This window comes from Pectobacterium sp. A5351, from assembly GCF_028335745.1.
Classification (GTDB): domain Bacteria; phylum Pseudomonadota; class Gammaproteobacteria; order Enterobacterales; family Enterobacteriaceae; genus Pectobacterium.
On the sequence record NZ_CP116477.1, the window covers coordinates 2,708,471 to 2,729,107 of the forward strand.

General features: G+C 57.1%; 13 protein-coding genes and 2 pseudogenes. 2 read left to right on the plus strand and 13 right to left on the minus strand.

The annotated features are described in order from the left end of the window. Window positions 1-64 precede the first annotated feature (64 nt). From O1Q74_RS12575 to O1Q74_RS12595, 5 genes and pseudogenes are all read right to left on the minus strand, one after another. Window positions 65-997, minus strand: a pseudogene (locus tag O1Q74_RS12575) (carbohydrate kinase family protein); the annotation flags it as partial. 61 nt (window positions 998-1,058) lie between these two features. After that, the gene (locus O1Q74_RS12580; RefSeq protein WP_271873578.1) at window positions 1,059-2,057 is read right to left on the minus strand and encodes an ABC transporter permease; all 999 of its coding nucleotides are present in this window, start codon (window positions 2,055-2,057) and stop codon (window positions 1,059-1,061) included. Next, entirely contained in the window at window positions 2,054-3,046 is a 993-nt protein-coding gene (locus O1Q74_RS12585; RefSeq protein WP_271873579.1) for an ABC transporter permease, read from the minus strand. The genes O1Q74_RS12580 and O1Q74_RS12585 overlap by 4 nt, the downstream gene beginning before the upstream one ends. Beyond that, window positions 3,043-4,590, minus strand: coding sequence for a sugar ABC transporter ATP-binding protein (locus tag O1Q74_RS12590; RefSeq protein ID WP_271873580.1), 1,548 nt, complete (start codon window positions 4,588-4,590; stop codon window positions 3,043-3,045). The genes O1Q74_RS12585 and O1Q74_RS12590 overlap by 4 nt, the downstream gene beginning before the upstream one ends. A 4-nt stretch (window positions 4,591-4,594) precedes the next feature. Beyond that, window positions 4,595-5,575 carry a sugar ABC transporter substrate-binding protein gene (locus O1Q74_RS12595; protein ID WP_421667264.1) on the minus strand — a complete coding sequence of 327 codons (981 nt, stop codon included), beginning with the start codon at window positions 5,573-5,575 and terminating at the stop codon, window positions 4,595-4,597. A 240-nt stretch (window positions 5,576-5,815) separates the two neighbouring features. On the opposite strand from O1Q74_RS12595, the gene O1Q74_RS12600 reads away from it, so the two are divergent. Both O1Q74_RS12600 and O1Q74_RS12605 read left to right on the plus strand, forming a co-directional pair. Beyond that, on the plus strand, window positions 5,816-6,337 hold the full coding sequence (locus tag O1Q74_RS12600; RefSeq protein ID WP_334311412.1) for a 1,2-dihydroxy-3-keto-5-methylthiopentene dioxygenase: 522 nt from the start codon (window positions 5,816-5,818) through the stop codon (window positions 6,335-6,337). Between the two features lie 84 nt (window positions 6,338-6,421). Next, a complete protein-coding gene (locus O1Q74_RS12605) occupies window positions 6,422-6,886 on the plus strand; it encodes a DUF1456 family protein (RefSeq protein ID WP_271873582.1) in 465 nt (154 codons plus the stop codon). A 103-nt stretch (window positions 6,887-6,989) separates the two neighbouring features. Here the strand turns inward: O1Q74_RS12605 and O1Q74_RS12610 are convergent. The 8 genes and pseudogenes from O1Q74_RS12610 to O1Q74_RS12645 form a co-directional block, all read right to left on the minus strand. Beyond that, window positions 6,990-7,412 (minus strand): annotated as a pseudogene (locus tag O1Q74_RS12610) (Rpn family recombination-promoting nuclease/putative transposase); the annotation flags it as partial. A gap of 117 nt (window positions 7,413-7,529) precedes the next feature. Beyond that, window positions 7,530-8,363, minus strand: a complete 834-nt coding sequence (gene cobA / locus O1Q74_RS12615) for a uroporphyrinogen-III C-methyltransferase (protein ID WP_271873583.1) — start codon at window positions 8,361-8,363, stop codon at window positions 7,530-7,532. Between the two features lie 25 nt (window positions 8,364-8,388). Next, window positions 8,389-11,097, minus strand: coding sequence for a nitrate reductase (locus tag O1Q74_RS12620; RefSeq protein ID WP_271878911.1), 2,709 nt, complete (start codon window positions 11,095-11,097; stop codon window positions 8,389-8,391). After that, the gene (gene nirB / locus O1Q74_RS12625) at window positions 11,094-15,293 is read right to left on the minus strand and encodes a nitrite reductase large subunit NirB (protein ID WP_271878913.1); all 4,200 of its coding nucleotides are present in this window, start codon (window positions 15,291-15,293) and stop codon (window positions 11,094-11,096) included. Before nirB ends, O1Q74_RS12620 begins: the two co-directional genes overlap by 4 nt. Window positions 15,294-15,312: 19 nt before the next feature. Further along, complete coding sequence (locus O1Q74_RS12630) at window positions 15,313-16,107, minus strand: ABC transporter ATP-binding protein (protein ID WP_271873584.1); 795 nt, start codon at window positions 16,105-16,107, stop codon at window positions 15,313-15,315. A gap of 10 nt (window positions 16,108-16,117) precedes the next feature. Further along, complete coding sequence (gene ntrB / locus O1Q74_RS12635; RefSeq protein WP_271878915.1) at window positions 16,118-17,032, minus strand: nitrate ABC transporter permease; 915 nt, start codon at window positions 17,030-17,032, stop codon at window positions 16,118-16,120. Between the two features lie 12 nt (window positions 17,033-17,044). Next, window positions 17,045-18,304 carry a CmpA/NrtA family ABC transporter substrate-binding protein gene (locus tag O1Q74_RS12640; RefSeq protein WP_271873585.1) on the minus strand — a complete coding sequence of 420 codons (1,260 nt, stop codon included), beginning with the start codon at window positions 18,302-18,304 and terminating at the stop codon, window positions 17,045-17,047. A gap of 1,004 nt (window positions 18,305-19,308) precedes the next feature. Next, complete coding sequence (locus O1Q74_RS12645; RefSeq protein WP_271873586.1) at window positions 19,309-20,598, minus strand: nitrate regulatory protein; 1,290 nt, start codon at window positions 20,596-20,598, stop codon at window positions 19,309-19,311. Between the last annotated feature and the right edge of the window lie 39 nt (window positions 20,599-20,637).

A 20,637-nucleotide genomic window follows, 5' to 3' on the forward strand; every position in this document is an offset into this window, starting at 1 on the left:
GTGATTCGGGTGACTGAATGCAGCCAACGCACATGCAGCTTGAAGTATGACGAGTATAATAGGTAGGCGTTTCTGCCATAAACTTCAGTGTATGTTCCCAGTCAATTACGCCCGCATCAGACCCCAGACCGGTGGCGACCAGTCCTGAAACGGCCGAGCCGAGCTGGCAGGCCTGTTCCAGCTCCCAGCCTTTCGCCAGACCGGCAATAAAGCCGCCGCAGTAGCTGTCGCCGCAGCCCGTGGTATCCGATACTGCCACACGGTAGGCGGGAATGCGCAGCGCGACACCCTGACCGAACACGTAAGACCCATCCGCTCCCGCTTTGAAGATGCAGGTGCCGACACCGCGATCGAGAAAGAAAGCCGCAATCTCTGCCGGTTTAGTCAGGCCGGAGATAAACGCGGCCTCGTCCAGCGATGGCATAAAGTAGTCGACATCTGGCAGCAACGGCGTCAGCAGTGCCAACGTCTCGGTATTTGGCGCGATAAGGTCGAAACTGGTCGTTAGCCCCTTCGCTTTGGCGTGGCGAAGCAGACGCGCGCTCTGCCCCTGATCCATTTTCGCCAGCAGCCCCGTGCCGCCGTGGTGTAAGAAACGCGCATTGCACACGGCATCAAAGTCCTGCTCATCAATGAACAGGTGATCTGACGCGCCGCGATAATGCAGCGCCGGGCGCTCGCCGTCCGGTCGAATGGTCAGTATCGTCGCAGAAGTCGATGCCGCCACCGTTTGCTGCACCAGAGAACAGTCGATGCCCAGCTTGCGATAGGTCGCCAAAATAAAATCGGCTTTTTCATCCTCACCGAGGCAGGCCGCCGTTGCCGTGCGAATACCTAGTTTGGCGGCATTCATCGCTGCACCGCTGGCCGTCCCGGCAGGATTAAGGCGGATCTCGTCAATAAAGTGGACGCCGCCGCCTTCAGGCAAACCGGTCACCGGCCGACCAGCGACATCCAGAATGGTTAATCCAACAAAAACCGCATCAAACTGACTCACGCTCGCTCCTTCTTCACATTCTGCTTCTTCACATTCTGTTTTTTTATTCATGTTTGAACATTTATTGCCGCTGGCGCAGCCGCCCTTGCAGGAAAGAGAGCGCAAGCGCCAGCACCAAAATCACGCCGCTCAGCGCATCTTTTACGATGAAGTTCAGCCCCATCAGGTTCAAACCGTTGGCGATCATGCCGAGAAACAGCACGCCGATTAGCGTCCCAGACACATTCGGTCGCCCCTGCGCATGAAACGCGGTGCCGATGAAAACGGCGGCAATCGCGTCCATCAGGTAAGCCTGTCCGGCCAGCGGGGTAAACTGACGCAGATTGGCGGATAACACGACACCGCCGATGGCGCACGTCACCGACGTGATAATCAGCAACCAGAACATCGTGCGCCGCACGTTAACGCCGGCAATCAGCGCCGCTGGCGCATTCAACCCCATCGCATGGATACGTTTACCCGCAATCGTCCGTTCAAATAACAGGTAATAGGCAAACCACAGCACCGCGACAATCACGATCGGCACCGGAATGCCCCACAGGTCACCCACAGCCAGCTCGTGGTACTGCGGTGCCATCCGGCGGTAAGCGATCGGCCCGCCGCCCTCGGTGTAAATGCGCTCAATACTGCTGCCGATAAACCAGGTTCCCAGCGTTGCCAGGAATGGCTTAATCCGACAGTGAATAATCAGCACCGCGTTAACCAACCCCACCAGCGCACCACCCGCCAACGCGGCCAATACCGCAGCCTGCCACGGCAGACCATAGACTTTGAGTGCCACCAGCGCGAAGGCGGCGCCAAAGTCCAGCGCAACGCCCACCGACAGATCGATCCCACCGGCCGTCACCACTAGCGTCATGGCCAGCGCCACAATCAACAGCACGGCGCTACCTTGCAGCAGGTTTCCCCAGTTGCCTAACGTCAAAAATATTGGGTTTTGCAACGAGAAAAACACCAGAAACGCCAGCAGAATGACCAGAAAACCATAGCGGATAAAGAACGATAGTCCCAGTCTGCCGCCCGGCAACGCAGGCTGTGCCGCCAAAGAAGAAGGTTTCACGCGTGACTCCTTTGCCTGCGTAGCGAGGCGGCGGCGAGCACCACCAGAATCAGTACGCCCTTAATCGCGCCGACCCAGAAGATATCGACTCGCAGCAGCGCCAGACCGTTCGACAGGGCGTTCACCAGCAGCGTGCCCAGCAATGCGCCCCAGATGGTGACCACCCGACGGCGAGAGAACGCCGCGCCAAGAAACGTCGCCAGTACCATCTCCAGCAACAGCGGTTCTGCCGTGCCGGGCGAGCTGCCGGATCCTTGCGCCACCAGCGTCAGCGAGGCCAGTGCCGCCGCCAATGCACCTAACAGATACGAACCAATCATCAATGGCGTGTGGGAAATGCCCGACAGCTGCGCCGCTTCGCGGTTTCCACCAGCGGCCTGCAAATGCTGACCCCAGCGGCTATAGTGAACGATAAACTGAAACAGGAGGAAGACCAGCAGCATAAACCAGACCGCCAGCGGCAGCCCCAGCAGAGTGCTATCGCGAAACGCCACAATCACCGGATCGCTCACGCTGATGCGTCGCTGCTGGGTCAGCAAATTAGTGAGCCCGATAACGGCTACGGAACTGGCTAATGTCGCCAACAGCGGCGGTAGCCGAATCGCCACCACCAGCGCCGCATTCACCGCCCCCGCCAATAGCGCCGCCCCCGTCATCAGTAACACCAGCCAGGGGTAGTTGATACCTGCGTTGGTCAAACCGTCGCTGACGATCGCCACGGCAAGTACCGCGATCGCGGGCAGCGAGAGATCGATGCCGCCGGAAACCACATCGTCACCGCCGCCGGTAATCACACAGACCAGCCCGAAGCACAAGATCGCCAGCGGCGCGCTTTGGCGCAAAATAATGCTGATATTCTGCCAACTGAGAAAGTAAGGTGCGCTCAGGCAGAGAAACAGCAATAGCGCTGCAAACAGCAGCAAGGGAATATGATTGACAAGCCAGACTAAACACGATGTCGGACGGGTGGACTGTAGAGAGTGAGTCATACCGCCTCCTGTGTTCGACCGCTGCTGGTCAACGCCAGCAGGCTATCCAGAGAGAGCGATTCAGTCGCAATATCAGCGATGAGTTCGCCGCGCCACATCACCAGAATACGATCGCACAGCCCCAGCAGTTCGCCATCGTCGCTGGAAGACACAATAACCGCACGCCCCTCGGCGGCGAGCTGTCGGGTCAGCTGATAAATTTCCGCCTTCGCGCCAATATCGACACCCAGCGTCGGCTCATCCAATATGAACAAACGGGTATCCGTCTTCAGCCAGCGTGCCAGTATCACCTTCTGCTGGTTGCCACCGCTTAAATTACGCACTGGCAGGCTCACGTCACGCGGTCGGATATCCAGCGTCTGCGCCAGATGATTCGCCTGCGCAGCGGCTTTCTTGCGCCGTAACCAGCCACGCCAGGCAACCGCAGGCAAGGAAGCCAGATTGATATTGTCCGCCACGGATAGCGGTAAAATCAGCCCATCGTGACGACGATCGCGCGGCACCAGCGCCATACGCCGTGCGATCGCCTGTACCGGAGAACGCGGGCGCAGCGTCTGCCCCTCGATCGTAATATGTCCCTCACGGGCGGGCGTAATACCATAGAGCGCATCAATCAGCGCCTCACGTCCCGACCCTAACAGGCCTGCGATACCAACAATTTCTCCCGCTGCGACCTGAAAACGGATCGGTTGGAAATGCTGTCGATCGGTGAGCTGTTCAACCTGTAGCAATGGCATTGCTGTGACCGTTCTCTTTTTTTCGCCATGGAATAGGCTGGTAATTTCTCGTCCCACCATCAGGCGAATCATTCCATCGATATCCTTCGTTTCAGGATCGTCCAGCGTCGTCACGCCCTTACCATTGCGTAATACAGTGACGCGATCGCAGATATCCGCAATTTCATTAAGATAGTGAGAGACATAGATAATGGCGATACCACGCTGTTTCAGCGTCTGGAGCGTATCCAATAGCTGCGCGGCTTCGCGTGCTTCGAGTGGCGCGGTCGGTTCATCAAACACGACCAGTCGCGCCTTACCGTCAATCAGCGCCCGCGCAATCTGTACCAGTTTGCGTTCCGCCAGGCTTAACTCGCGAATCAGCCGGTTAGCGTCTATCGATAAATTAAAGGTGTGCTGAAAAAACTGCTCCGTTTCACGCCGCATCGCCCGACGATCGACACCTCGCCAGCGGCTCACAGGCTCCTGTCCGAGAAACACCGATTCCGCCACGGTAAAGTGGGGAATCAGATGCAGTTCCTGATGGATAAAACGCACGCCGTGCGCGTGGATAACCGCTGGCGTCACGGCGCTCAGCCGCTGCCCATCGATAGCGATCTCACCACCGTCCGCAGCATAAACGCCAGCCAGTACCTTGATTAAGGTCGATTTCCCCGCACCGTTCTCCCCGATCAGACCGAGAATTTCTCCCGGCCGAACCGTTAGCGAGACATTGTCCAGCGCGGAAATCCCCGTAAACTGCTTGCTGATGTGTGCCATTGCCAGACCGCCGCCGGATGGCGACGGGGCTGAGTGATATCCCGCCATAGCCTTACTTCAGTTCGCCATAGCCAAGCTGTTTATAGACCGCTTTGGCTTCTGCCTCCCCTTTGACCGGCAAGACCGGTACAAACGTCTGCGGCAGCAGCGTGGCACCCGCGAAATAACGGGCGACGTTTTTCGCCGATGTAGTGCCAATCAGACGCGGCTGCTGTGCAACGTTAGCGACAAATGGACTGCCTTTTTCCGCCATAATTTCCAGCGTTTCAGGCCCGGCATCAATCGCTGTGACCTTCACATCCTTGTCACGTCCGGTTTCTTCCAATGCCTGCACCACGCCGATGGCGGGCTGATCCCAGCAGGCAACGTGGATGGCATCCAGCGTGCCTTTCGGATGCTGGCTCAGCAGTTCAAGGGTTTTCTTGCGCGCGTCTTCCGGCGAGTTGGAATATTGTTCAGCCAGTTCAGGCTGAATAATTTTGATCCCTGGATAATCTTGCAGAACGTATTTCCACAAGTCATAGCGAATACCACAGATGCGCAGCGCGTTGGAGAACGCGTTGAAAACGGCGATATTCCCTTTTCCACCCAGCGCATCCGCCGTATAGCGCCCAATCGTCGAACCGATCGCATAATTATCCGACGTCGTGTTATTGATGGAGTAAGACGAAACATGATCGACGGTAAAAACCGGAATCTTTGCCTCACGCAGCGCTTTAAACTTCGGCTCTACCGCGCTATCGCCGAGAATACTGATAACGGCATCGACCTTGCGCGCCAGCAGAATATCGTGGTTATTGGCATGAACCTGATTATCACGTCCGCCATCCACGCCCACGACCTGCCCACCGAGTTTCTCGATTTCCTCGGTCGCCCCTTTGTAAGCCTCACGATCCCAAAAATGCTGCGTCCCCACGACGGCGACACCAATGGTTTTTCCCTTCAATGACAGTGTCTCATCCGCCGCCTGAACCGAGGTCATTACCCCTGTAGCCAGCACGCATGCCGCGAGGCGAGAAAAGCGAGTCTTCATCATTTTTATCCCGATTTTTATAAAATTATTAGCAGTGAAAGAGATTAGCAACGGGAAAAGTTAAATCGAAATAACAAAAATGATAATGGCTAGTGATTAAATAGAAATAGCATTGATACACGGATGTGATGATTGTTACCTATTGAATTTGCAGGAATAAGTTATAAAAAAAAGCATCTTGTTTTTTGTCCCTATAAAGGGAATGGTTAGGGTTCTTCTATCCTGATGAGAAAAACGGTCATGACAACGCTCTCGATTTATCACCGCCCGCAGATCACACAGCCCGTCCAGCAGCTCACCGCGTTTACTGACATCGCGGCCCTGCTCGCCAGCGCCGGAATCCAGTTAGAACACTGGCAGACCGACGCGCCGCCGCCCGATGCCAGCAGCGAAACCATTTTGACACAGTACCATGCCGATATTGAGCGTCTCAAACAGCAGGAAGGCTACACCTCTGCCGATGTAATTAGCCTGACACCAGATCATGCCGAGAGACTGGCGCTGCGGGAAAAATTTCTTCAGGAACATACCCATAGTGAAGATGAAGTGCGTTTCTTCGTGCGCGGCAGCGGCACCTTCTTTGTACCGATGGGCGAACAGGTTTTCCAGCTTACCTGCGAGGCTGGCGACCTCTTACGCGTTCCCGCCAACACGCCACACTGGTTTGACTGCGGCGAATTTCCTGATTTTGTCGCGATCCGTATTTTTACCAATCCAGAAGGCTGGGTCGGGCACTTTACGGGGCGGGAGACGTTTCACTAATTCCACGATCGTTTCTGCATTTCTCCGCCGTTCCCTTTATACTGTGCGTTTTGTACCAAGACGAACGGCGAGACCCCTTCCGTAATGATGAATAACGATGTCCTGCGCAGCGTGCGCTATATGCTGAATTTGAACAATGACCACCTGCTGAAGATTCTGGCGCTGGTGGAGATGACCGTCCCTCCCCAGCAGTTGGCGAGCTACGTTAAAAAAGAGGGGGAGGAAGGCTATCAACCTTGCCCGGACATCGTGATGAGTTATTTCCTGAATGGACTGATTCTGCAAAAACGCGGCAAAGATGAAAACCAGCCTACGCCTCAGTTTGAGCGCAAGATGACCAACAATATTATTCTGAAAAAGCTGCGTGTCGCATTTTCGCTAAAAACGGATGATATTCAGGCGATCCTGCTGGAACAAAATTTCCGCATTTCAGTGCCGGAAGTCACCGCGATGATGCGCGCGCCTGATCATAAAAACTATCGCACCTGCGGCGATCAGGTCATCCGCTACTTTCTAAAAGGGCTGACGGCCCGAGTACGCAAAAGCTAAAAGCAAGCGTTAGCGAAAGGACGTGAGCGTTGCCTGACTGGCCTTTTTCTGTAACAGGCATCAGCAACGCTCAGTTTTTAGTACGGTATCGTTTAATACGCCATTAGTGCTGTGTGTCATGCAGGATAGCCGTGACCAGCAGCTCCAGCTCTTCGTTTTCAAGCCGGGTAATTTGCCGCACTTTTTCTTTATCCATACCCGTTAACAGCAACTCTCGGGCGATTTGTCTGGCACTGTTTTTCATCCCTTGTTCAATACCCTGCTCCAATCCTTGCTGAATACCGTGTTGGCTCCCTTCTTCGAATCCCATTTTTTTCAGTTGTTCTGCAATCGTCATAATGTCCTCCTGACCGGTTGATAGCGGTGCAGCCAGTGCGTCAATGAAATCTGCGGGTTTGGATGTGTTTCCCGCTTGTGCAATATAAAATAACAGCGCCCGACGCTGCGTCAGCGGCACCGACCAGCGTTCAAATAGTAACCCAATCTCACGCGCCAGCTCCAGCATATCACGGGTACGAATATGCTTCTAAGAGAGTAACGGGAACGCGGTAATAAAGCAGAAAAACGCATAGAAAGTGGAAAGCGCCTCGAAGAAAAATCGGTTTATTTCGAGGCGCTAGCGGTAGACAGGGAGCCGTTGCCGTCAGGCGGCTTCATGTTTTTCCATCGTCAACCGCGCAGGAGTCGCGTCGACCTGCAACGCCGGATGACGGCAGAAGCGGACGACGTCACCGACCACCAGCAGGCTCGGCGACTGTGGCTGATAGCGAGCCAGCAATGCAGGTAAGGTCGCCAGCGTCGCGGTCAATAGCCGCTGATCCGGCTGCGTACCGCGTTCGATAATCGCAACGGGCGTCTGCGCGGACAGCCCGTGTTCGATCAGGCGCTGGCACAGTCGACTGCTGTGGCTCAGCCCCATATAGAACACCAACGTTTGCTGGCTGTCCGCCAGCGTCGGCCAGTCTAGCTGCGGTTCGCCATCGCGCGAATGACCGGTCACGAAACGTACCGACTGTGCACAGGCGCGATGGGTCAACGGTAACCCCACGGCCGCCGCACAGCCTGTCGCGGCAGTAATACCCGGCACCACATGACAGACAATTCCGGCCTGCTGGGCATAGTCCATCTCTTCGCCGCCGCGACCAAAAATAAAGGGATCGCCGCCTTTAAGACGGATCACCCGTTGCCCAGCCTGCGCCAACTCGACCAACAGCTGATTGATTTTTTCCTGTGACAGACGGTGGCAGCCGCGTGTTTTCCCGACGTCGATGCACAGTGCCTGCTCCGACACCAGATCCATAATCTCCGCCGACACCAGCCGATCGTAGACCACCACATCTGCCTGCTGGATTGCCCGCAGCGCCTTCAGCGTCAGCAGTTCCACATCGCCCGGCCCTGCGCCCACGAGCCAGATTTCACCACCGAGCACGGGCTGACGCCGCTGCCCCTGCGCCAATATTGATTGTGTTGTCATCATGTCACACCTCATTACGCCGTGGCGCTCAACCTGCTTTCTTTAATTCATTGACCGTTATTGGCACGTGCTGGCTCAATAACGCCTTCAGTTCGGGGATACAGGAACCGCAGTTAGTGCCACATTTCAGGGCTCCCCCTAATACCGCGACGCTGTGGCACCCTTGACGAATCGCACCGACAATGATCGCTTCACCGACGCTATAGCAACTGCAAATTGTGGCTCCCTGCTGCACCTGTCCTTGTGGAGCCTGACCTGCCAACAGCGCATGCCGCTCGTGCGGTCGCTGCGGTGGCGTGATAAACGCCTGACACACCGCATCGCTGTCGATGCGGTGTGTCTGTGCGCTGACATAGCAGGCAAGCACGACACGGCCCTCGCGCCAGCCAACCAGATGAAATACGCCGTTGCCCTGCGCAATCTGGCACTGCATATTTTCTAACCCATAATGTTCCGTCAACCACGCCTGCCAATCGTCCACCGGCACGCGGTCGGCAAACAGGTACTGCGTCACACCCGCATGCGGAATCTTGCTCCAATACGTTGCAGGCGGAGGCAGAACGTCATGCTCTGCGGGTAAGGTTAATGGTGCTGCGGCCAACTCATCAGCAAAAAATAGCGTTGCCTGCCAGGCGGTATGCCAAGGCTGGATACGTACCCGGCTGTGTTTGCTTTCCGGCTGGCCGGAATGAGGATCGGTAATCGGCGCGACTAAGCTGTCTGCCCGCGCCTGTGCGCTGAATTGCTGATTCCAGTGCATCGGCACAAACACGCTGCCGCGCGCCTGTCCTGCGTCAATCCGCGCCCGCGCCAGCATCCAACCGTGCACTGACGATAAGCGCACCAGATCGCCCGCCTGAATATCATGCGTCTGCGCATCCTGCGGGTGCAGCTCGCAGTAAGGTTCGCTGATATGACGCATCAGGCGAGCCGCTTTACCAGTGCGCGTCATGGTGTGCCACTGATCGCGAATACGCCCGGTGTTCAGCACCAGTGGATATGCCGCGCTCCACGGACTTTGCGGCAGCGATGGGGTTATCGCCACCAGACGTGCTTTGCCATCGGCATGCCAGAATCGACCATCGTCACCCAGTCGGGCACGTCCGCGTGGGAATGCCGCGTTCACTGGCCACTGTATCGGTTCCAACTGCTGCCACTGCTGATTGCTGAGCGCCGCCAGCCCGCTGATATCAAACGCACGACTCCCGTTATTCTCAAACCCGGATAGCGCCGCATGTTCACGAAAGATGTCCGCCGGATGCTGATAGGTAAATGCCTCGGCAAATCCCATACGCTGCGCCACCTGGCTCAGAATCCACCAGTCAGCTTTGGCTTCTCCGGGTGCAGGTAGAAAGGCACGCTGGCGAGATAACCGGCGTTCGGAATTGGTCACCGTGCCGTCTTTTTCCCCCCAACCCAACGCGGGGAGTAAGATATCGGCGGTTTCTGCGGTATCGGTATGACGCATCACCTCAGAGACGATCACCAACGGGCAGCGCTCCAGCGCCTGTTTTACCCGATCCGCATCCGGCATCGACACCACTGGATTGGTGCCCATCACCCACACGGCTTTAATCTCGCCACGTTCCACGGCGCGAAACAGGTCCACCGCATTCAGGCCGGGCTGCGTCGCTACGTTATCGCTCTGCCAGAAGCGCCCCACGCGCTCGATATCCTGCGGCGTAAAGCCCATGTGGCTGGCAAGCTGATTAGCCAACCCGCCAACTTCCCGCCCGCCCATCGCGTTTGGCTGTCCGGTTATCGAAAACGGACCGGAACCCGGCACGCCGATTTTGCCACTCAGCAGATGAGCATTAACGATCGCATTGCACTTATCGCTGCCCGATGACGACTGATTAACCCCCTGTGAATAGAGCGTGACCACCTTATCGTTGGTGCTGAACAGGTGATAAAAACGTGTGATATCAGCCACATCCAACTGGCAGAAATCGGCTACCTGCGCCACGGACCATGCCTGTGCTGACTGTAACGCCGCTTCCACGCCGGAAAAACGCTCGGCCACGTCGGCAATATCAACATGCGAATACTGCGCAATCCACTGCAGCAGGCCGCTAAACAATCCCGCATCGCTGCCGGGTTGTAACGGTAAATGCAGATCGGCAATATCGCAGGTGGCGGTACGTCGAGGATCAATCACCACCACCTGCATCTGCGGCCGCTGCTGTTTCGCCTGCACCAGTCGCTGATACACTACCGGATGCGCCCAGGCAGTATTAGAACCGACAAGCACCACCACATCCGCCTGTTCGATGTCTTCATAGCTACAGGGAACGGCATCCGCCCCCAGTCCGCGTTTGTAGCCGATCACCGCCGACGCCATGCACAACCGCGAATTGGTATCCATATTGGCGACGCCAATGAAGCCCTTCATCAGCTTGTTAGCAACGTAGTAATCCTCCGTCAACAGCTGGCCTGAACCATAAAACGCCACCGACTGCGGGCCGTGTTGCTGTATGGTTGCCAGCAACCGTTCAGCCACCGTATCAAGCGCCTGCTCCCAGCTCACACGACGTCCTTCCACCAGAGGCCACAGCAGGCGGCCGTTCAAATCTAGCGTTTCCCCCAGCGCGGAGCCTTTAACACACAGTCGGCCCAAGTTCGCCGGATGAGCGGGATCCCCGCTGATCTTTACCGCGCCTTGCTCGTCGCGTTCTGCCAGCACGCCACAGCCGACGCCACAATACGGGCAGGTTGTCCGACAGACGCGCGCGTTCATGATGCTTTCGCCATAGCAGCGTCTGCCAGACCGACGCTTTCCGGTACGGCCAGAGGCTGACGGCATACCCAAATCTCGTCGTCTTCCACGCGCACCGGCCAGGCGCGCACGTATAGCGCGCTGTCATCCGGGCTCACGCCATCACGCAGCTTGAAGCGTTTCTTGTACAGCGGAGAAATCACCACCGGTTCACCCGCCACGTCGCCGATCAGCCCACGCGACAGCACATTCGCCCCGCTGCCCGGCTCATGGTTTTCTAACGCGTACACCTGCTGCTCGCTGCCCGGCAGGTGGAACAGCGCAATTTGCTGCTGTCCGAGGCGCGCCGCCATGCCAGCATGACGCGGAATATCACCCAGCGTCGCCACCTGTACCCACTCCGCTTCATGCGCGGCGGGTTTCAGCACTGCTGGTTCTGGCGATACCGCTTTCTCATGATCCTGTGCCGGACGGATCTGCCCACGCTCAGGCACCATCACCACCGCTTCATCTGGGCTATCGCTATTCAGGAAGCCGCGGAACAGCGCCAGACGTTCCGGGCTTTCCAGCGTAGTTTGCCATTCGCACTGGTAGGCCTCCACCACGCGCTGCATCTCTTTATCCAGCTCTTCACCGATATTCAGGCTGTCTTCCAGAATCACCTGACGCAGATAGTCGATACCGCCCTCCAGATTATCCATCCAGGTGCTGGTGCGCTGGAGGCGATCGCCGGTGCGGATATAGAACATCAGCACCCGATCGATGGTGCGCAGCAGGGTTTCCGTATCCAGATCGCTGGCGAAGAGATCCGCATGACGCGGTTTCATGCCGCCATTGCCGCACACGTACAGATTCCAACCTTTGTCCGTGGCAATCACGCCGATGTCTTTGCTTTGCGCTTCTGCACATTCACGGGTACAGCCGGAAACGGCCATTTTGACTTTATGCGGCGAACGCAGCCCCTTGTAGCGATGCTCCAGTTGGATCGCTAACCCAGTGGAATCCTGTACGCCGTAGCGGCACCAGGTCGAACCCACGCAGGATTTCACGGTACGCAGCGATTTACCGTAGGCATGGCCGGTTTCAAATCCAGCATCGATCAGCTCACGCCAGATCGCTGGAAGCTGTTCCAAGCGTGCACCGAATAAATCCACCCGCTGGCCGCCGGTGATCTTGGTGTACAGGTTATAGCGCTGCGCGACCTGACCGATAGCGATCAGGCCTTCTGGCGTGATTTCCCCTGCCGGAACGCGCGGCACGACGGAATAGGTGCCGTCTTTTTGGATGTTGGCAAAGAAACGATCGTTGGTATCCTGCAACGGCAGGTGCTGCGGTTGCAGCAGGTAGTCATTCCAGCAGGAGGCCAGCATCGACCCCACCAGTGGCTTACACACTTCGCAGCCCAAACCGTGGCCGTAACGCGCAAGGAGGCTGTCGAACGAGCGGATTTCATGCACACGAATCAGGTGATACAGCTCCTGACGCGAATAGGCGAAGTGCTCGCAAATGTCCTTCTTCACTTCGACGCCCAACTGCGTCAGTTCATACTCCATCACCTGCTTAAGCAGCGGTACACAGCCGCCGCAGCCCGTTCCCGCTTTAGTACAGGTTTTCAGCGCACCCAGCTCGCCGCAGCCGCCTGCCACCGCCGCCGAGATATCACTTTTGCTGACGTTATGGCAGGAACAGATCTGTGCACTGGCGGGTAAGGCCGCCACGCCCAGCCCTTTCGGCGCATCGCCAGAACGTGCTGGCAAAATCAATCCTTCCGGCTGTGCAGGCAGCGGCATATCGTTGAGCATCATTTGCAGCAGCGTGCTGTAATCGCTGCTATCGCCAATCAGTACCGCGCCCAGTAAACGCTTACCGTCGGCAGACACGACGATTTTCTTGTAGATCTCGTTCGGGCCGTCCGTCCACTGATAACTTTGGCTTCCCGCCGTGCGTCCGTGCGCATCACCAATCGAGGCCACGTCAACGCCCAGCAGTTTCAGCTTGGTGCTCATGTCCGCGCCGGTAAATGGCGTATCGCGCTGTGCCAGCGTATCGGCTACGCTGCGAGCCATCTGGTAGCCCGGTGCCACCAATCCGAAAATTTGGCCTTTCCACAGCGCGCACTCGCCAATGGCGAAAATCGCGTCGTCCGACGTCTGGCAATGGTCATCAATCACAATGCCACCGCGCGGTCCTTTCTCTAAATCACCGCTATCTGCCAGCTTGTCGCGCGGACGAATCCCGGCGGAAAACAGCACCAAATCGGTTTCCAACACGCTGCCGTCAGCAAAGCAGAGGCGATGCAACGCCTGCTCGCCGTCGGTAATTTCCCGCGTTTCTTTACTGAGATGAATCTGTACGCCCAGCGCTTCAATCTTGCGCCGCAGCATGGTGGCACCGCCGTCATCCAACTGTACCGCCATCAGACGCGGTGCAAACTCCACCACATGGGTGTCCAGCCCCAATTGACGCAGGGCATTTGCCGCTTCCAGCCCCAGCAAGCCACCGCCGATCACCACACCGGATTTCGCTTTTTTCGCCTGTGCCGCAATCGCATCCAGATCGTCCAGCGTGCGATACACCAGACAGCCGGGGCGCGTATTACCGGGAATCGGCGGAACAAACGCATAAGAGCCCGTCGCCAGCACCAGTTTGTCGTAGGCGGTTTCACGGCCCTGCGCATCGCACACGCATTGACGTTCCCGATCGATAGCCACGATCTCGCTGGCACTGCGCAGCTCAATGCCACTCTCAGCAAAAAAGCCGTCTTTTACCAGCGACAAAGAGGTGGCGCTGCGGCCGGAAAAATACTCGGAGAGGTGAACACGGTCATAGGCTTCATGACGTTCTTCGCCAAAGACGACGATGTGATAATGCTGATGCAGGTCGCGCTCGACCAGTTGTTCAAGAAAATAGTGGCCGACCATACCGTGGCCGACGACCACCAAAATAGGTTTGCTCATGACAGGAATCCTTACAGCTTCAGGCTGTGGGTCAAAATTAGGGTCAGAATCAGGGGAAGAAAGACCGAAAAGCAGCGAAGCAGGCGGTATCGTCTCGCCTTCTGTGGTGCTATCGATTGCGGCCAGCAGGCGCTGGCTGTCGTCGGTGTCGCCATAAAGCAGGACACCGCTCAGCCGCCCGTCGCGCAGTAGCAGACGACGGTAGTGCTGCGTCTGCGGATCAAATAGGGTGTACACCTCATCATCCGGTGCTACGTTAATATCGCCGCCGCTGACCACGCCAATGCCCGTGACTTTCAGCCGCGTCGCCGCCTGTTCACGCTGATAATCTTTCGGTGTGTGTCCGGCCAGGCGCTGTGCCACCAACGTGGCATGGGCGAAACACGGGGCAACCAGCCCGAAAGTTTCGCCATTGAGTTCACAACATTCGCCGATCGCGCTGATGTACGGGTCGGCAGTTTGCAGTTGACCGTCCACCAGCACACCGCGGTTACAGGGCAAGCCGCACTCGCGTGCCAGCTGGCTGGCGGGAATCACGCCTGCCGTCACCACCACCAGACCGGCGGGGATCGTGCGGCCATCCGCCAGTGCAACGGCCGTGACGCCGTGTTCATCACCGTGCAGCGCCACCACCTGCACATCCGTCTCACAGGCAATGCCGCGTGCGCGCAGGCTGTCGCACAGCAGGTCGCTCGCCGTGGCGTCCAGTTGACGCTCCATCAGAATCGGGACGCGATGCAGCAGCGTGACGTCGGCACCGCGCAGTTTCAGCGCCGCAGCCGCTTCAATCCCAAGCAGGCCACCGCCAATGACTACCGCTGGGACGGACTGGCGAATCGTCGCCAACATCAGCTCGACATCATCCAGCGTGCGGAAGCCGCACACGCCCGCCAGATCGATACCCGGCATCGGCGGCATAAACGGCGTGGAGCCGGTCGCCAACACCAGATGATCGTAATGCAGTTGCCGTTGCGTCGTTGTCACCTCACGATGCTGGCGATCGATATGGGTTACCCGCTCACCCAGCAGATAATTGACTGGCAGCGCCACATCGTCGTCGATAGCCGCAGGCGTCAGCAGCGTATCCGTAAACGCTTTTTCGCCGCTCAATACCGGCGACAGCAGGATACGGTTATAGCTGGCACGCGGTTCATCACCAATTACGGTGATTCGGAAGCGCGTGGCGGCCAGTTGGCGCAGCACATCGACGAATCGCGCACTCGCCATCCCGTTACCAATCACAATCAGATGTGGTTTCATCATCGTTCCGGCCTCGCTGTCAGGCTGCTTTAGGCTGTTTTTCATATAAGAAATGCAGCACCTGCTGACGATAGTGGTGATAGCGTGGATCGTCGGCCAGCACGACGCGTGAACGTGGACATTCCAGCTCGACCTTCATGATTTCACCAACCGTCGCCGCCGGACCGTTGGTCATCATCAGCACGCGATCCGACAGCAGTACCGCCTCGTCTACATCGTGAGTAATCAGCACAATCGTGGTTTGCAACCGCTGCTGAATTTCCATCACCGCATCCTGAAGGTGCGCACGCGTCAGCGCATCCAACGCGCCGAACGGTTCATCCATCAGCAACACTTTCGGCTTCATGGCCAGCGCGCGAGCAATCCCCACACGCTGCTTCATCCCGCCGGAGATCTCATTAGGCCGCTTGTTCAGCGCATGCCCCATATGCACCAGTTCCAGATTGTGGGTAATCCATTCGTGCATCTCGTGCTTGTTCATCTGCCCGCGAAATACCTGGCGTACCGCCAGCGCGACGTTTTCGTAGGTGGTCAGCCACGGCAGCAGCGAGTGGTTCTGAAAGACAACGCCGCGATCCGGCCCTGGGCCGTCGATTTCACGGTTGTCACACAGCAGGCCACCACTGCTCGGCAGCGTCAGACCCGCAATCAGGTTCAATAACGTAGATTTGCCGCAGCCGGAATGGCCGATCAGGCTGATCGTTTCACCGGTGTGAATATCAAAACTCACCTGATCCAGCGCCAGAAACTCACCGCTGGCGGTATTGAAACGCTGGCTCACCTGCTGCACTTGAATAATGGGTGTTGTACGCATGGTCGGCTCCTTAGCGGTTGTCATAGCTGAAACGGTTAGCAATCCACACCAGTCCCTGCTCAAGCAGCAGACCGATAACGCCAATCACCACGATGGCGATGATGATGTTTTCCACATTCAGATTGTTCCACTCATTCCAAATCCAGAAGCCGATACCGACGCCGCCAGTCAGCATTTCTGCGGCGACAATCACCAGCCAGGCGACGCCAATCGACAAACGCACGCCAGTCAATACGTTAGGCAGCACCGCCGGCAGTAGAATCTTGCGCATGATGGTGAATTCGGAGAGCTTCAACACCCGCGCTACATTCAGGTAATCCTGTGGGATGCGACGCACGCCCTCGGCGGTGTTGAGGATCATCGGCCAGATGGAGCAGATAAAAATGGTCCAACTGGATGCCGGTTCAGCACGCTGGAACAGCAGCAGGCCGATAGGCAGCCAGGCCAGCGGACTGACCGGGCGCAGCAGCGAAATGATCGGGTTGAGCATGTTGGCCAGAAACGTAAACCGACCAATCAGGAACCCCGCAGGAATGCCAACCAGTGCCGCCAGTCCGAAACCAATGCCAACACGTTGCAACGAGGCCAATACGTTCCAGCCGATGCCCTGATCGTTCGGCCCCGCGATGTAAAACGGATCGGCAAAGAGGCTGAGCGCCGCAAGCCAGGTTGCCCACGGCGTCGGGAAGTTTTCGCTGTTCAGCGCGGCAATCTGCCAGACGGCAACCAGCAGCCCCAGCCCCAGTACCGCAGGGAAAAGTTGTTGAAACAGCTTGCGCAGCAGCGGGCGGTAAGCGAAAGCTGGTGCCACCGGTGCTTTTGCAGGCATTGCGGGTTTAGTTGGCAACGGCGTAATGTCGGCGCTGCGTACAGTTTCCGGGGCGTTATCCGCGGTAATGGGAATGACCTGGGCCTGGTTTTTCATCATCAACCTCACTTATTTCTTCACGCTAAAACTGTTGGCATAGCCCGCCGGATCGCTACCATCCCAGCGGCGGCCATCGATAAGCACGCTGCTGCGCATGTCGCTACTGGGCAACGGCACATTCCCCACGGCCTCGGCCGCCTGCTTATAGATATCAATACGGTTAACCTGCTTCGCGACAGCCAGATAATCCGGCTCTTCGGTGAGCAAGCCCCAGCGTTTGTGCTGGGTAAGGAACCACATGCCGTCGGACAGATACGGGTAGTTCACGGAACCGTCGTGGTAGAAACGCATCGCGTGTTCGTCTTTCCAGCTTTTCCCCAGCCCGTTTTCGTACTGGCCCAGCATGCGTCCGACGATGGTTTCTTCTTTGGCATTGATGTACGCGCGTCCGGCAACGACGCCTGCCGTTTCACGACGGTTGTCGTCCGAGGCGTCAATCCAGCGCGAGGCATCGAGAATCGCGGCGGTCAGCGCACGGGCGCTATTCGGGTTGGTGTTCACCCAGTCAGCACGGGTGCCCAGCACTTTTTCCGGATGATCCGGCCAAATATCTTGCGAGGTGGCGGCGGTAAAGCCGATGTTTTCGCTGATGGCACGTTGGTTCCACGGCTCGCCGACGCAATAGCCAACCATGTTGCCAATCTTCATGTTCATCACCATCTGCGGTGGCGGCACCACCACGGTGCGCACGTCATTCAGAGGATGAATGCCGGCGGAAGCCAGCCAGTAATAGAGCCACATGGCGTGTGTGCCAGTAGGGAAGGTTTGGGCGAAGGTATAAGTGCCCGCCGGGCTAGCTGCGATATACTTTTGCAGCGCGGCGAGATCCGTGACGTTGGCTGCACGCAGCTGGTTCGCCAGCGTGATGCCTTGTCCGTTCTGGTTGAGCGTCATCAGTGCCGCCATATTGCTCTGCGCCCCAGACAGCCCCATTTGCAGACCGTACAACTGCCCGTACAGAATGTGGGCGGCATCTAGTTCACCCGATACCAGCTTGTCGCGTACCGCGGCCCAACTGGCTTCTTTGCTGGGAACAATGGTGATGCCGTATTTCTTATCGAAGCCTTTCACTGCGGCCATCACAACTGAGGCGCAGTCCGTCAACGGAATAAACCCGACCCGAATTTCCTTTTTCTCCGGTGCATCGGAACCCGCGGCCCAGGCACTATTCATCAATCCAGGCAGCATCAGGCTGCCTCCCAGTGCAGCACTCCCCAACAGAAACTGGCGGCGAGAGACGGTCATGCTTTTGGTTTTGGAATCACTCATCAACGACACCCTTGCGCAAAACACCTTTTCAGGCGGTAAAAACAAAAACGGCGTCCACAAGCCCATGCAGAATCTGCACGCTTATGGACGCCGTTGTCCGATTAACACCTTCCGCACCGCCGTTGGCCCGAAACGCATTATGAATGTTTGGTTATTGCTAATGAGTTAAAGCAAGGTTTGTGCCAGCTATCACACTTTTGAGTGTTTCACTTCACAGGGGAGGTCTATTAACCACATGTCTATACAGGTTCAGAGACCGTTTCGTGCGCCATTCCGCCCCCCTTTATCTGCAATACCGCACATGCGCCCGACGCAGGGCGCTCAAGCGCCGCAGCCCTGCGAACCCTGGCTTCCGGCTAAATTATGCCGCTACGCGGTGCCATCGGTGTTCATGACCGCTAGTCGAGCCGCCAGTGACGCGTTCCCGACGCGGCACTGACTTTCGCGGCATCCATGCCGCTCACTCGGCGGCCATCCCCACCGATGCATAATTTTCACGCCACGAGAGAATAAGATATTAATAAATGGTGAATTTTATGATTCACGGCTATAACAGAAAGGGAAAAAATCGTGGTTTGTCTTTTCTTCCGCGTAAATTACGCTGAGGACAAATCAGTCTCCAGGATGAGCAGCATGGATGCTGCGAAAGTGGCTGCCGCATCGGACAAAAACGTCAAAGACGTTTTTGAACAGCACAAGTGCTGGCCCGTAGGGCGAGTCCTCTTTATAGGACGAGTATTCGCGTCAGCAACGGTCCGTCAGGTGACTGATTTTCCGAAGGAACCGCGCAGTGGCGTAATTTCCCGCGAAAAAGCCTCGGGTCACGGGGCGGCGGCGACTGAGCGCCCCGTGTCGTGCGTGTGCTACGACGTAGCATAGAAATAACGATCTTTTTACGCACGAAACCACTTCACGCGGTCAATTACTCCTGACTCCCCCTTCCACAAAACGAGGTCTTGCACCGCCAACAGGCAGAACACGCACAGTTCATGTGCATATACCTCTTACGGGGTATCACCAAATACATCAGCCACCGCGAGCATCGCCGTCGCGATATCAATCAGCTTTTTATTCTGGCTCATCGCCATGCGGCGCAGGGTTTTGTAGGCCTCTTCTTCGCTTAATCCACGGTGCTGCATCAGCAAGCCCTTCGCGCGATCGATCTGTTTTCTTTCATTCAACGTGGCTCGCAGCGCAGCTAATTCATGATCCTGTGCCTGTAAGCGCCGCGACTGTTGCTGCACCAGCGACAGCAGCGATCGCCCCAGCTGTGGACTGACGCCATCGCTATTCAGCCAACCGGGAGGGACGTTCTGCCCTTCCACGTCGTGACCAGCGATAAATATCGAATAACCGGGATCGTCATGCTCCTGCTGCGCCATCAGCGCTTCGAGATCCGCGCGCTGATCGCTGCATGCTTTCTCAGCAGCCGCAATACGGGTACGGCAGCGCTGCATCAGCGTCTGTTCCAACTCATCTTCCATCTGCTTCATTTCATCGATGCGCCGCGTGGCAATCGAAAACCAGTGCAGGCTATCGGCTTCCGGCAGCTTTTCTATCGGGCTGCGGGTGCACACAATGCGGCGCAGGCGCTCAAATTCGCTGTCTACCGCGATAGCACGCCAGCGCTGCTGGTTTTCTTCATCGCTAAAACTCAGAAAGGTATCGAAACAGCGCTCCTGCCGCTCAATCAAATCCAGCAACTTTTGCCGGGTTTCCTCATCGACGCAGCCCGCCGCATAGGCCGCCGCGCCAATAGCCCGCTCCTGCCCTGCCAACTCTTTCCCCTGCATAAAGCTGAACATGGCAATCAACGCGCGGGAAATCCCCGGATCGGCCGCCGTATCCGACACCTCAAAAACCAGCGCCAGCAGGTTGCGGACAATATCGTTGAAAAACGTCATCGCCTGCGGCTGAGGCAACAAACGCTGGCGAATCTGCTGGCGCAACGCGGGCAGCAGGCTCAGCGCATAGACCACGCTGGCGACACGGCTGAATAGACGGCTCGCCTGCGGCAATTCCGCCGTCATTTTTTCCAATCCGGCCAGATGCGTCATCAAGTGCGCCTGCGCCGCCTGCACGTCTTTCTCACGTAGCACCAGTTCGTCGGCAAAAAATCGGCCGTCGGAGCACAGAAACAGGTTGGCCGTTCCTCGTTCGCGCTGCAATAGATGCACGAGCTGGCTGATTTTCCCCACCAGTTCACCGCTTTGCAGCAGGTAGCGCAGGCTGTTCAGCTCACACTGGCGCGAGGCAAGTAAAAATCGAATTGTCGTTGAAGGCTCCGCCACCATCTTACTCTCTCCTGAAAAAACCACTTTCAGGAATATGCA